Here is a 12,410-nt window from a genome sequence, read left to right on the forward strand (position 1 = left end):
GAAAGGATCGGTGGAGTAGATGTTAGTACAAGATATCACCAGTTCATTAGCACAAGCAACGGATTTTGCGAGTCAGGCGTTGAATGCTCAGGTTCAACGGCACCAACAATTAGTTTTACGTTTTAGTGATTATAATCGTGAACAGCAGCAAGGCTTGACCCAACTCTGTCAGCAATTAGATGGTGTGGTTCAGGCGAGTCCCGAACAGCTGACGGTGCTGCTGAATCAATCTGCAGGCCGGCGTTTGGCCCAACAATGGTCGACCGTCTTCACGGACCAAGCGACCGTTCAGATCCAATTGACCCAAATCATGAAGCAATACGACGTGTTCTGGCAGGCTGGCGAACACCGGTTTAACTTAACGAAGAAGCCGATGATCTACGGCATTATGAACATCACGCCTGATTCCTTCTTCGATGGCGGACAGTACAAGACCAAGGACGACGTGTTGAACCACGTCGACGCGATGCTGCAAGCAGGCGCAGACGTCATCGAAGTCAATGGTCAAACGACGCGGCCAGGCTTTACTGAAGTGACGCCGGAAGTTGAGTTAGAACGGACGCTTCCTTATATTCGGGCAATCAAAGCGCGGTTCCCAGAAGCCGTTTTAGCAGTCGATACTTATAAATATGACGTGATGGAAGCCGTTTTGGCGGAAGGTGTCAGCATTATCAATGACGTCAACGCCTTCACGGATGATCCGCGGAAGCTGAAGTTGATGGCGGATAGTCAGGTCGGATTACTAACGATGCATAGTAGTCGCGAACAGGAATACACTGATTTGACGAGCAGTATGCGGCATTTCTTTGAACAGAACCTCGCTGCGCTGACGAGTCACGGGATTGATATTGAACGGATTGCCTTAGACCAAGGCATCGGCTATTCCCAAGTCGCACATGGCGAACAAGACTACGTGATGATGCGCAATATTGACGAATTTAATTACTTACGGCGTCCAATGATGGTCGCAATCTCACGTAAAGGTTACCTGGGTCTGTTGCTTGGACTGAAGAAGGAAGACCGGTTGCCAATGACCTTGGTCACCGAAGCCGCCATGATGCTCAAGGGCGGTCGCATCATTCGGGTGCACGATGTTGCTGAGACCAAGCAATTGATTACGCTACTCGGGCGCATTGAGAACGGCTACTGGCTCGCTAACCATGATTAGTCCAGACGACTTTGATGAGGTTACAGTCAATGGCGTTCGAGATTACGATGCCTATTTTGGAACACCGACTCACGATGATCACGTCTTATTTGAGCTATTAGTCGTCGGTATTCTGCAAGTCGGCCTCAGTTGGCAGGTGGCCGCGAGTCAGTTACCGATTCTGCGGCAACAGATGGCCGGACTACGGATAGATGCGGTCGCGGCCATGGATGAACCGGACTTTGAACGCTTGATGCGCACCCCTAAAGTGATGCACAATGGGCGCAAATTACGCGCCATCATTCAAGATGCGCGGGCGATTCAGCGATTGCAGGCGGAGTATGGTCACTTTAGCACCTATCTGTGGGCATTTGTCGATGACACGCCGTTCATGATGCCGGCGCCGGATGACGATGAAGGATTGCCAACACGTTCACCCCTCGGGACCCGGGTCGCCAAGGATTTACATCGGCACGGCTTTACCTTCGTCGGACCAGTCGTCACACACATGTTTTTACTGGCGGCGGGATTGATTAAATTGAATTAGTAAGCATTAGGCTGGCGGATGCTGGCCTTTTTTTATTGGCGTTAAGTAGTTGCAATGTGTTAGTCAATTTGTCATGAATTCTGATTAAATCATGCCATTTCTAAGTTCAAGAGCTACCAGCTGAGGGGCGCTGGAAATAGTGCGAGTTACCGTAAACATTCAGTGATAGGCTCGTCCTACGCCGACTTCCAGGCATTCTGGGCAATGGCCGTGACGTGGTGGACACAGATTTAAGCCGACAACCCACGTCTTAAATACTGGTCTTTCACTAACCAAGCCAAAAACGCTTGCTAAGTGAAATTTCACCACTGGGCCTTGCCCAGAATACCTTCCAGCCGGGATCCTATTCGAAAGGCGGACATGTGCGAACCCAACTTTTTGTTGAATCAATCGTTGGTTCCTGGATACAAGGTCATTTTGACATTCGACTGTCAGACTGGTTCTAACGATAGCTAAAATCTTTTATCCATGTTTTAACTTTTCGAATCAGCAGCTTCACTGAACTTATCTGAATTTTCGCTAGTTGACTGATATGGCAAAATCTTTCACTTTAAATGAAAGTAATTGTATCGAATGAATTCAAGACTAGTGTCTGTTAAATATAGTGAATCATATTTAGGCAGTCTTCTCAGTACTCAAATGTCGTAAAGCATCAACGATACCAATTCAAAAGGTCTGCCTGAAAGTCCACTCACCTATATTCAATGATCAATTGTACCTAGATAGGTGGCCGTTCATCCGCCATTCGAGCGGGTTCCCGACTGTAGGGGCTGGCTGACAATGCTCAAGGGCGAAATTCTGCTTGTCCGGGTGGTCTTCCCGGGCTAGAAGAAGACTCGTATTTGAAATTGCGCAGTGGGTTTCTGCGTGAGTTCAAATCGATGTCCGCCCTGTTCCAGCGTTGTCAGCCGGCCCCGGAAGTCGGACTAGGGCGCGCATCGGCTGACGAACAGGAATCCAACCTGGCATGATTTAATCAGCTTTAATGCTAAAGAATAACTAGCATAGCGCGTGTATGTATAAAATGATTACTAACACTCAGATATGCAAAACCGGTGTGATGATGGCCTAATCGGGGTTTGATTAATGGCGATAATTAATTCGATAAATTATGATTACTATAAGAAGGGAGGAGTTCGACATGCTATTGAAATCACCACTCATGATTGCAATTTGTATCGTTATCCTCGTCACGTTGATTGGGGTTCAGCTCTGGTTTCCGGCGAGTGCCTTTGTTCGGGGGCTGAACAAGTATAGTGGGCTGATTATGATCATCGTAATCATTGTTACCGTGGTGGTTACCAATCGCATGATTCAGCCACCCCATCAGCTCGTGACGGTGGACCTGCCGGCAGGAGTGTTAGTGTTAGGCTATGGTTATAGCTGGTGGCATCGGCGTAAGCAGAACCAGTCCAAACAAGTCACGCAACATAATCGTTCAAAGTAGTGCAGCTTTGGTAGATAATTACAGAAAACGAAAACAGGCCTCAAAAGTGGACAAAGTCTGCCGTTTTTGAGACCTGTTTTGATTGGATTCATGTTCACTTGTCGTTCGCTAGTTACCGTGTCGCTAACGTATCTGGTAAGAACCACATCGTTATCAAGCCAAGTAGCCAAGCGCCTAAGAAGAACGTCATGGCAGCGGGTAATTGATAGCCCAGTACCCATTGGCATAATAAAATCAATATGATAATGATTCCGATACTTCGATTCAGTGTGCTCATTGCGGTCCCCTCCCAGTTGCGTCGTTATCCCCGATTTGTAAATAATAGTTAAATTATATAATGGCAGCTGCATTTTGTGCTTGAATGTGCGTTAATGTATTAATTTAACGTACGAACGTTGCGTGAAAGAGTGACAAACACAAAACGATACCGGTAATGTTGAGGTATCGTTGCAAAATCGTTATATAATGTCTTAAATCGAGCTATCAGTGGTTTCATAGTCCACTTTTCCCAGTTCAATCTGAATCGTGATGTGGGTCAACGGGAATTGAGCGCTGAGGTCCTTGTTGAGTTGTTCCAAAAACGCGTTATTGTCGGCTAAAGTTGACCGGCAGAGGTGTACGGTCATGGCCGTTTCCGTCGTGCTCATGCCCCAGATGTGTAAATCGTGAATCTGGTTGACCGTGGGTTGGCTCGTCAAATAATCGGCGATTGCTTGGCGGTCAACGTTATTGGGGACGGCTTCTAGGGAGTAATTCATCGCGTCCCGTAACAGCCCCCAGGTCCCAACGAGAATCACGATCGCAATCAGTAAGGAAACGACTGGATCAAGCCAGAACCAGCCCGTTTGTAAAATGATGAAGCCAGCTATGACCACGCCCACGGAGACACCGGCGTCAGCGGCCATGTGGAGAAAGGCGCCCTTGATATTCAAATCGTGTTTTTGCCCCTTCATGAAGAGGAGGGCGGTGAAGCCATTAATGAAGACGCCGACCGCTGCGACGATGATGACGTCCCACTCCGCAACCGGCCCCGGATTGCTCAAACGCTGAATGGCCTCGACCGAAATGGCCCCGATTGCGACGAGTAAGAAGACGGCGTTAAAGAGGGCCGCTAGAATCGACGAACTCTTGTAACCGTACGTATACTTGTCATTTGCGCTTTTCTGACCTAGCCACAGTGCGAGCCACGAAATGAGGAGTCCTAAGACATCGCTCAAATTATGCCCGGCGTCTGCGACCAGTGCCAATGATCCGCTCGCAAAACCGTAACCGGCCTCCAAAATGATGAAGGCGGAATTGAGGGCGACCCCTAATTTGAAAGCACTGGTTTGTTGTTGGATCTGATGACTATGGGTCATATGAATCACCTACTTCTCAGTTGATTTAATGCGGTTAATCGCTATAATTTAGATATGAATGAACAAACATATGAATGTCTGTTCATGTGTATTGTAACACGCTTACATGCCCAACTCAATCAGAAATTGGAGTTTTATGATGGAAAATGAAATGCAACATGATGCGATCGTCAGTCGGCTGAATGAACTGATTCCACCGACTGATGAATTAAACCGAATTACCGCAATCTTTAAGGCGTTAGGCGACCCGACTCGCGCCAGAATTCTTTACGCACTAGCGGTTTCGAAGCTAAGTGTCGGCGAGCTGGCAACTGGGCTCACGCTGACACAGTCGAATGTGTCTCACCAATTAACGGTCCTCAAACAATTGAAGTTAGTCGTGGGGACTCGCAGCGGGCGCAACGTCCATTACCAACTAGCCGATAAACACATTATCCGAATTTTTCAGCAAGTTGCGGCACACGCAGAGGAAGCGGCGGACGAATAAGCAATATTCAAAGTGCTTATGAAAATAAATTTAGATTACCTAGTTTAGTAGACTAGATGTATTGATATTTACACGATGTGATGGTATGCTAGTGTCAACAATAAATATGAGGTGATCAACATGGCACAGTCGGCGCGGCAGTATCAAATAACTAACGAGGTCTTGAACTCAGTGACCCATGGTGTGGGGATTATTTTAAGTATCGTGGCGTTTGTTTTTCTGATGCTTAAAGCCTACGCGGATGGTCAATCCCTGGAATGGACCGCATTTATCATCTACGGGTGCTCACTGTTCGTGCTGTATACCTGTTCGACGTTGTTTCACAGCTTGTATTTCACGCGGGCGCGAGAGGTCTTTCGGATCTTCGACCACAGCGGCGTTTATATCCTGATTGCGGGGACCTATACGCCTTATAGCTTGCTGGCAATCAAAGGTTGGCTCGGGTGGACGATTCTAATAACGATTTGGGTGCTCGCCATTGCGGGGATTACCGTCAATGCCATCTGGCCGGGACGGTTGAAAAAAATCGAAACTGTGATTTACGTGTTGATGGGCTGGATGTGCCTCGCTGGTGGTCGCCAGTTGTGGATGCACCTAGGCGTGACTGGCTTCTGGTTGCTCGTTGCCGGGGGCGTTGCGTTTACCTTGGGGGCGTTACTGTATAGCTTTCCACACATTAAATACCTTCACGTCATCTGGCATCTATTTGTCATGATTGGCACGACGCTGATGTTTTTCTCGATTTACTTTTATATTTAGTCAATCAGGTTCGTGGTCGGCCGACTTACGGATGAAAAGCCCTAACCGGCATCTTTTGGGGATGCGGTTAGGGCTTTTTTAGCTAGGCTAAAATCAGTAATTTCTGCCTAGGTTACAGAAAATACGAGCCACATTAGACAAGTTCTTTGACAAAAGTCATTCCTAATCGAATGGCTTTTTTGCGTTCACCACCAAATCAGGCGCCCTCCGAAGTCAGTTGGCTTGTTAATAACAAGATGAGATAAGCTAGCGGCAGAGGCGCACATTCAATTTGTCATCAAAATGTAATCAGCCAGGCGTTCCTTTTGATTGCGTTTTGAAATAAATTTCCGTAGAATGGAAGGACAGCGAAATTTTTAGTGAGGTGATAAAGATGGCATACGGGTTATTATTTGGTGGCATTTTAATGGAAGTTTTCGGGAGCTTTTTCTTAAAGCGCGCAAACGGTTTTCGGAACTTGATACCCACGTTAATGGTTTTAGTCGGGTATTTTAGTTCGTTAGTCCTCGTGACGCTTGCAATGCAACGCCTGCCGTTAGGGGTGACGTATGCCATGTGGGCCGGTCTGGGGACGTTTGCGACCGTTGTGTTAGCGGTCGTGGTCTACCGGGAACGGTTGAGTTTGTCGCGTTTAAGCGGCTTACTTGCGATCGTGATTGGAGCGATTTTACTGAACATTTAAATACAAGGGGGAATTGATGATGCGTGCATGGATTCAATTAGTTATTGCAATTGGCGTTGAAATTGTGGGGACCAGCTTGTTGAAGTTATCGGCTGGATTTAAGCACCCCTTGGTTGGGATTCTAGGCATGTTGCTGTACGGGGTAGCGATTTTTAGCTTTTCGTTAGCGCTGCGCAAGATTCCGCTCAGTATTGGTTATGCCATTTGGGCCGGGGTTGGTACAGCCGTCACGGGTCTCATTGGTATTTGGGCGTTCGGGGAAGTCTTAACCGGCTTGAAGACGCTCGGATTTATGGGAATTATTATGGGGGTCGTTTTGTTGAACAAACCTCTCAAGGCCCCTCAAGCGGCCCCAACAACATCGCGGACAGCGCGGTGGCGGGCTCGTTATAATCGATAAAAATTAAAAAAGACCGAGTATCGGGCTTGCTTTGTGTGTTAAAGCAAGCGACTGATACTCGGTCTTTTAAAATGATTCAGGTTTAGGCACTGCATAAGGCTCCCATCGACTGCATATGACGGAGAACGTTGATTGCTCGGGCTGAACGCAGCACCTAGTCGATTGACCAGACTTCCTTGGCCGTCCCGATGACTAAGGCGAGTTTGGCCCATTGTTGTGCTTCAGTCAGTTGGTTGCCTTCTTCAGTTGAGGCAAAGCCACACTGTGTTGATAACGCCAGGTTACTTAGGGGCACCTTAGTCGTTGCCTCTTGGAGGCGGGCTTTAATATCGGCGGTCTTTTCAAGCTCTGGGAATTTGGAAGTGACGAGCCCTAAGACAAGCCGTTTGTGAGCATCGTGATTCCAAATCTGGTCCAGAACTTCGAAGCCCCCGGCCCGTTCATTGTCGTATTCCAAGAATAGGCCGTCGTAATTGAGTTGACCTAAGTAGGGTGCAACGACGTCATAGCTACCTGAGAACAGATAGGTGGACTTGAAGTTGCCCCGGCAGATGTGCGTCGTGACGGTCAAATCAGCCGGTAAGTCAGCTAGGGCCGCATTGATCACGGTGACCGCGTCGTTTGCCCACTTAGTATAGGTCGCGTGGTCGGCATCTGGGTCGTTGAGCTTGCTAATTAGGAAGGCCCAAGTCGTATCGTCGAGTTGGATGTAGCGACAGCCCAGGTCATAAAAATGCTGAATCGTTTCATGGTAAGCTTGGGCGAGATCCGTTAAGTACGCGTCCCAGCTGTCATAGAATTTGGACCAGTTATCACTGCGGTTGTCACGGAAGAGCATCGTGGGTGACGGAATCGTTTGTTTGGCCAAGACGCCTTCTGGGACGATCGATTGCAAGTATGAAAAGGCATCGAAGAAGGGGTGGTCAGGATTGTAGGCGACTTTGCCGATGAGCTCAGCGTTGTCCGTACGGGTATGGTCGCCCTTGAACTTGTAGCTTTGGTGGTAGTCATATTTGCCGACACCGGTTAGGCCCCAGAGGAAGTCCAAGTGCCACCAGCTACGAGAAAATTCACCGTCAGTGACAGCTTTGAGGCCTAGTTTGACCTGTTCGTCAACAATCCGTTTGATTTCGGCATGTTGAATTTCGAGTTCTTGTTCAGCAGTGATTTCACCAGCGGCTAATTGTTCGTGGGCTTTTTTTAAGCTAGCGGGGCGTAATAAACTGCCGACGACGTCAAAACGGAATGGTGCGGTTAAAGTGGTTGTTGTGGTTGTCATAAATCATCAGACTCCTTAAATTTAGTTGCGGGAACGAAAAAAGCGTCGTCCTGAATAATCAAATTATCCAGGACGACGCTGGGCCGTGGTACCACCTGAGTTCTAGACTAGCGAACTAGTCTACTCGAGACAACTGCCGAATGATAGCGCAATTGCTAACGAAGGTAACGGTTGTTACACCGGCACTGGTTCATGTTCATACGCTGAGCACTCACCAGAACGAACTAGGAAACCAGACCATCTTCATTGGTTGTGCCGATACCGTTTCACCACCCCGGTACTCTCTTAACAGCGACGCCAACTACTCATCTTTTAATCGTTCTTTAATTATTGTCACCTATCATACTGGTAATTATTTTAAATGTCAAATTTAATTTAAAGCGGGGATGGATGAGTATGGTCCGCTTCGTGCCATGCTATAATGGCAAGTAACATGCGATTGGGGGCAAACTATGGATAGAATCATTCGATTTTTCAAGCGGGACGATGTCGATTTATACTTAACGTTGGCGTTGTTGATCATCATTATTTACTTAATGCGCGGCTTCGCGACGGTCGTGCTCTTAACCACGATTTTTGCGTATTTGGGGGTCAAACTCAGTCGGTGGTTGAATTTGCACACGCATCTGCCGTACTGGATTGCCGTGATCGTCGTCTATGTTGGAGTGATTGCGCTGTTCATTGGGGCACTCTCATACGCCGCTCCGACCTTGGTCGACCAACTAAAAGTCATACCTGATATGATTTCGCGGGCAATCACGCACCATCCCGTGCTTAATAAGAATATTGATAAGTGGGTCAATCAAGCCATTCATAGTAGTGAGCTCATCCAAAATGGTAAGTCGTTGCTAGTGACTGGTATCAAGGGCTTAAGCGAAGTGGGGACCGGCTTTACCCATGTCTTAATGGCCATCTTTTTGAGCTTTATTTTCGCCGTTTCGCGGGGGCGGATGATGGTATTCGGCCGCCAATTCTTACAATCCAAGTTCAAAAAGTTCTTCGCTAATGTTTATTATCTGACACATAAGTTCGTGATGATTTTAGGCCGGATTATTGAAACGCAGTTGGTGATTTGTACGATCAATACGATTCTGATGACGATTGGCTTCGTGATTATCGGGATGCCAAGTATCATGGTGTTGTCGATCATCGTCTTTATCCTAGGCTTAGTGCCAGTCGCCGGCGTCCTGATTTCGATGGTGCCACTCACCTTGCTCGGATTTGCGTCGGGTGGCCTGATTCGGGTCGTTTGGATCATCGTGCTGGTTATCTTGATTCACGCCTTCGAATCGTATTTCTTGCACCCACGGTTAATGGCGGACCGGACCGACTTGCCGGTCTTCGTTACGTTCATCACGCTGATTATCATGGAAAGTCTACTGGGTGCTTGGGGCTTGATTATTGGGATTCCAATCGTTTCGTTCTTCTTAGATATTTTGGGCGTGCAGAATTCTGAACCGCGGCGGGTGACGTCGAGTAACAAGTCAGCATCATGATGGGTTTAAATCAATCTGAGGAATCAATTGGATGTTAGTCGTAGTCCATATTAACTTTCTGATAGACAGAGGCTGCTAAAACACTCAATATGATGTCTTTTTACTTTGGCAAATCAGTCATTATTCGACCTCATTCCAATCAACATCAGACCACGCTTCAGTCATTGGCTGTTTTGATTTGGGACCAGTATAAGGATTTTCAATACGTGGTACGAGTGTATATGATTCCCCATCTTTGGCTGGGATGAGTAACCAGCGTTGACCTTTTTTAAAACGTCCGTCTTTAGGTAGACTTAATGCCAATGAATTGCCGAGGCTAACTGTTTTTATCTCAACCATGTCAGTACCTCCTGTTAGTAAATATCTTCTTGATATCACAAATATAACACGTAAATACCAGACTGCGTAGTTGAAACGATTGTGATAACTAGATGATCAACATATGATTTATGAATGTTTCTGAAAGCGTACATCGCGAAGTTGACCGTTCACCGTTTTGTGCAAGCTTACGAAACAGTAATAATTTTAGTAATTGATGATATTGAAAATTTATCAACATTATCAGCCATGCAACGCTATAACTTGATCATGACTCACAAAAGCTAGCAATCAAGCGCATTAATTGCCTTTGATTGCTAGCCTTTTTCATTAGGATTTAGTTGAATGTTTCTGCGGCGTCCGGGCGTGTCGAACCGTCAAGTTAAGCAGGGTGGCGTCCGTCGCTGGCTTGGTGAACAGCGGAATCGTTTCTTCCAGCACATCACTAAAGGCGAGGCCGTACCAGATTGCCGGTGACGGGGTGATGTTTTGCAATAAGACGCGTCCGCCAATCATTAGTCGGTCAAATTGACTCATGGTCGGGTTGCTGGCGAGATCCATAATTTGTTGATTTTGGACGACAAACTTGAAATCCCCGACTTGCCGCGGTTGTGTAATGCCGTAGCGTGAATATTGAGGGTCGATACTGTGGTCCGCAATCAAGTTAGTGACGATTTGTCGTAAATAAAGGTTGATATGCTGGGATTTGCGGAACCCTAAATTGAGCTGTACTTCCACAATGTTGCGTGTTCCAAGCATATCGACGCTGTAGCTACAGTCATAGGGCCGGTTCGTTTCGTTGATGGTGATAAACCAGTAGACCTTGGCACGTTTGGGCCGCTTGTCTAAAATGGAGTACAGAATCGAACGCTTGACCCGGTGCTGGTGGTCCACCTTTGCCAAGTAGACTAGGTTAGTGGCGAATAACGGCAGGTGGTCATCGTGACTTAGTGCGATGAGCTGATTGCGATAATCCAGCAAACTGATTTGTTCGTTGGCTTGGTTGTAACGCAACCGCCGGCGATTACCGAAGAACCAGACGACCATGATTAGAAAAATCACGAGCGTTAATCCCAGTGTCAGATAACCACCATGTACAAACTTACGCAGACTGGCAGCTAAAAAGACCGTTTCCAGGGCCCCAAAGCCGCACAAGAGGGTGAGCGATAACGCGCGGTGGCCCTTCATATGAATCCATTGACTGAGTAAAATGGTCGTCATCAACATCGTTAACGTGATGGCCAGGCCGTATGCCGCTTCCATGTGGGCCGAGGTCTGAAATAGCCAGACGATCCCCAGGGTGACAAGACATAGTAGCCAATTGATTGCGCCGATGTAGATCTGGCTGCGCACATTGCTCGGGTGTTTGATAATCATACGCGGCAGAAATTTTAAACCGACCGCTTCGTCGACTAGTGTGTAAGAGCCTGTAATCAGTGCTTGTGAGGCAACAATGGCCGCAATAGTCGCGAGAACGATCATCGCGATTTGCCCCCCAGCAGGCACCATTGCGTAAAATGGATTGACGTCGGTGGCGTTACGCCAAGCAGCGGCCTGATAGTGGTTGAGCATCCACGCGCCTTGACCGAGATAATTCAGAATCAGCGTCGTGTAGACGAAGGGCCAGGTGGCGTCAATGTTGGCTTTACCCACGTGTCCCATGTCAGAGTAGAGTGCTTCCGCCCCAGTCGTGGCCAGAAAGACGCTACCGAGAATAAAGAGCCCCATTTTATTGGCTGGGCTAAAGAGGACCTCGATCGCGTACAGTGGTGAAAAGGCCTTGAGAATCATTGGCGCCTGACTAATGTTGATGAGGCCAAAGAAGCCGATGACCGTAAACCAAATTAACATCATTGGACCGAACGAGCGACCGACCACGGCGGTACCGAAACCTTGAATCATGAAGAGCACGAGCAAAATACCGGTGACGGTCAGTGGCACGAGCCACGGATGTAGCGAAAAGGCGCTGAGATTAGGGAGCCCTTTCAGTCCTTCAACGGCCGAAGTCACTGTCACAGCTGGCGTTAAGGTGCCATCAGCGAGTAACGCCGCCCCACCAATCAAAGCGACAAAAATCAACCATTTGGCCCGATGCCGAACTAGTGCATAGAGGGCGAAGATGCCGCCTTCGTGGTGGTTATCGGCCCGCAATGCAATTAAGACGTATTTGACCGTAGTAATCAGCATCAGGGTCCAAAAAATCAGTGAAACACTCCCGATGACATAATCAGGCGTTGCGTTTTTCAACTGGCCCGCATCGTTAATCAGGGCGTTCATCACATAGAGCGGCGAGGTCCCAATATCGCCATAGACGACCCCGAGGGTGATTAACATCCCAATTAATGAACGCTCTTGAATCCGTTGCTTGCGCATGAGTGATTGACCCCACTTCCATCTAGAATGTGACTCATACTATACTAGCTTTTGACCAAAGTGGGTAACAAGACAGACTAAAACTTGCTAAGGTTAACCAATTTTAGTGCACATTTC

Annotated in this window: 13 protein-coding genes; 8 read left to right on the forward strand and 5 right to left on the reverse strand. The window is 47.6% G+C overall.

Features of this window, described 5'->3' with window-relative positions:
- Positions 1 to 19 precede the first annotated feature (19 nt).
- The 3 genes from folP (at position 20) to KGF65_RS14630 (ending at position 3,141) form a co-directional block, all read left to right on the forward strand.
- Positions 20 to 1,168: a dihydropteroate synthase gene (gene folP, locus KGF65_RS14620; protein WP_105923979.1), complete on the forward strand. Its 1,149-nt coding sequence runs from the start codon at positions 20 to 22 to the stop codon at positions 1,166 to 1,168.
- On the forward strand, positions 1,161 to 1,694 hold the full coding sequence (locus KGF65_RS14625) for a DNA-3-methyladenine glycosylase I (RefSeq protein WP_101874133.1): 534 nt from the start codon (positions 1,161 to 1,163) through the stop codon (positions 1,692 to 1,694). Before folP ends, KGF65_RS14625 begins: the two co-directional genes overlap by 8 nt.
- Before the next feature lie 1,141 nt (positions 1,695 to 2,835).
- The gene (locus KGF65_RS14630; protein WP_050339918.1) at positions 2,836 to 3,141 is read left to right on the forward strand and encodes a hypothetical protein; all 306 of its coding nucleotides are present in this window, start codon (positions 2,836 to 2,838) and stop codon (positions 3,139 to 3,141) included.
- Positions 3,142 to 3,253: 112 nt separating this feature from the next.
- Here KGF65_RS14630 and KGF65_RS14635 read toward each other — a convergent pair whose 3' ends face one another.
- Together KGF65_RS14635 and KGF65_RS14640 are read right to left on the reverse strand one after the other, a co-directional pair.
- Entirely contained in the window at positions 3,254 to 3,418 is a 165-nt protein-coding gene (locus tag KGF65_RS14635; protein ID WP_003639902.1) for a hypothetical protein, read from the reverse strand.
- Between the two features lie 193 nt (positions 3,419 to 3,611).
- Positions 3,612 to 4,499, reverse strand: coding sequence for a cation diffusion facilitator family transporter (locus tag KGF65_RS14640; protein WP_065674889.1), 888 nt, complete (start codon positions 4,497 to 4,499; stop codon positions 3,612 to 3,614).
- 139 nt (positions 4,500 to 4,638) lie between these two features.
- Here KGF65_RS14640 and KGF65_RS14645 point away from each other — a divergent pair, with 139 nt between their 5' ends.
- From KGF65_RS14645 to KGF65_RS14660, 4 genes are all read left to right on the forward strand, one after another.
- Positions 4,639 to 4,986, forward strand: a complete 348-nt coding sequence (locus KGF65_RS14645; RefSeq protein WP_050339916.1) for a helix-turn-helix transcriptional regulator — start codon at positions 4,639 to 4,641, stop codon at positions 4,984 to 4,986.
- Positions 4,987 to 5,106: 120 nt separating this feature from the next.
- Entirely contained in the window at positions 5,107 to 5,745 is a 639-nt protein-coding gene (locus KGF65_RS14650; RefSeq protein ID WP_105921696.1) for a hemolysin III family protein, read from the forward strand.
- A 373-nt stretch (positions 5,746 to 6,118) separates the two neighbouring features.
- Positions 6,119 to 6,427, forward strand: coding sequence for a multidrug efflux SMR transporter (locus KGF65_RS14655; protein WP_003639898.1), 309 nt, complete (start codon positions 6,119 to 6,121; stop codon positions 6,425 to 6,427).
- Between the two features lie 16 nt (positions 6,428 to 6,443).
- Complete coding sequence (locus KGF65_RS14660; protein WP_101874131.1) at positions 6,444 to 6,827, forward strand: multidrug efflux SMR transporter; 384 nt, start codon at positions 6,444 to 6,446, stop codon at positions 6,825 to 6,827.
- A gap of 154 nt (positions 6,828 to 6,981) precedes the next feature.
- On the opposite strand, the gene KGF65_RS14665 is transcribed toward KGF65_RS14660, so the two are convergent.
- Positions 6,982 to 8,106 (reverse strand): vitamin B12 independent methionine synthase, encoded by a 1,125-nt coding sequence (locus KGF65_RS14665; RefSeq protein WP_105921695.1) that lies wholly within the window; start codon positions 8,104 to 8,106, stop codon positions 6,982 to 6,984.
- Between the two features lie 452 nt (positions 8,107 to 8,558).
- Here KGF65_RS14665 and KGF65_RS14670 point away from each other — a divergent pair, with 452 nt between their 5' ends.
- The gene (locus KGF65_RS14670; protein WP_021337327.1) at positions 8,559 to 9,602 is read left to right on the forward strand and encodes an AI-2E family transporter; all 1,044 of its coding nucleotides are present in this window, start codon (positions 8,559 to 8,561) and stop codon (positions 9,600 to 9,602) included.
- Between the two features lie 120 nt (positions 9,603 to 9,722).
- On the opposite strand, the gene KGF65_RS14675 is transcribed toward KGF65_RS14670, so the two are convergent.
- Together KGF65_RS14675 and KGF65_RS14680 are read right to left on the reverse strand one after the other, a co-directional pair.
- Complete coding sequence (locus tag KGF65_RS14675; protein ID WP_101874129.1) at positions 9,723 to 9,941, reverse strand: transcription elongation factor GreAB; 219 nt, start codon at positions 9,939 to 9,941, stop codon at positions 9,723 to 9,725.
- Positions 9,942 to 10,250: 309 nt separating this feature from the next.
- Positions 10,251 to 12,293 (reverse strand): KUP/HAK/KT family potassium transporter, encoded by a 2,043-nt coding sequence (locus KGF65_RS14680; protein WP_216748655.1) that lies wholly within the window; start codon positions 12,291 to 12,293, stop codon positions 10,251 to 10,253.
- Positions 12,294 to 12,410: the final 117 nt, after the last annotated feature.

Origin of the sequence: Lactiplantibacillus sp. 30.2.29 (assembly GCF_018991255.1) — a bacterium.
In the GTDB taxonomy this organism is placed as follows: Bacteria; Bacillota; Bacilli; order Lactobacillales; family Lactobacillaceae; genus Lactiplantibacillus; species Lactiplantibacillus pentosus.

Bases quoted from the DNA above. Each gene is read 5' to 3' on its own strand.
- folP (WP_105923979.1), top strand. From the start codon at position 20: ATGTTAGTACAAGATATCACCAGTTCATTAGCACAAGCAACGGATTTT.
- KGF65_RS14625 (WP_101874133.1), top strand. From the start codon at position 1,161: ATGATTAGTCCAGACGACTTTGATGAGGTTACAGTCAATGGCGTTCGA.
- KGF65_RS14630 (WP_050339918.1), top strand. From the start codon at position 2,836: ATGCTATTGAAATCACCACTCATGATTGCAATTTGTATCGTTATCCTC.
- KGF65_RS14635 (WP_003639902.1), bottom strand. From the start codon at position 3,418: ATGAGCACACTGAATCGAAGTATCGGAATCATTATCATATTGATTTTA.
- KGF65_RS14640 (WP_065674889.1), bottom strand. From the start codon at position 4,499: ATGACCCATAGTCATCAGATCCAACAACAAACCAGTGCTTTCAAATTA.
- KGF65_RS14645 (WP_050339916.1), top strand. From the start codon at position 4,639: ATGGAAAATGAAATGCAACATGATGCGATCGTCAGTCGGCTGAATGAA.
- KGF65_RS14650 (WP_105921696.1), top strand. From the start codon at position 5,107: ATGGCACAGTCGGCGCGGCAGTATCAAATAACTAACGAGGTCTTGAAC.
- KGF65_RS14655 (WP_003639898.1), top strand. From the start codon at position 6,119: ATGGCATACGGGTTATTATTTGGTGGCATTTTAATGGAAGTTTTCGGG.
- KGF65_RS14660 (WP_101874131.1), top strand. From the start codon at position 6,444: ATGATGCGTGCATGGATTCAATTAGTTATTGCAATTGGCGTTGAAATT.
- KGF65_RS14665 (WP_105921695.1), bottom strand. From the start codon at position 8,106: ATGACAACCACAACAACCACTTTAACCGCACCATTCCGTTTTGACGTC.
- KGF65_RS14670 (WP_021337327.1), top strand. From the start codon at position 8,559: ATGGATAGAATCATTCGATTTTTCAAGCGGGACGATGTCGATTTATAC.
- KGF65_RS14675 (WP_101874129.1), bottom strand. From the start codon at position 9,941: ATGGTTGAGATAAAAACAGTTAGCCTCGGCAATTCATTGGCATTAAGT.
- KGF65_RS14680 (WP_216748655.1), bottom strand. From the start codon at position 12,293: ATGCGCAAGCAACGGATTCAAGAGCGTTCATTAATTGGGATGTTAATC.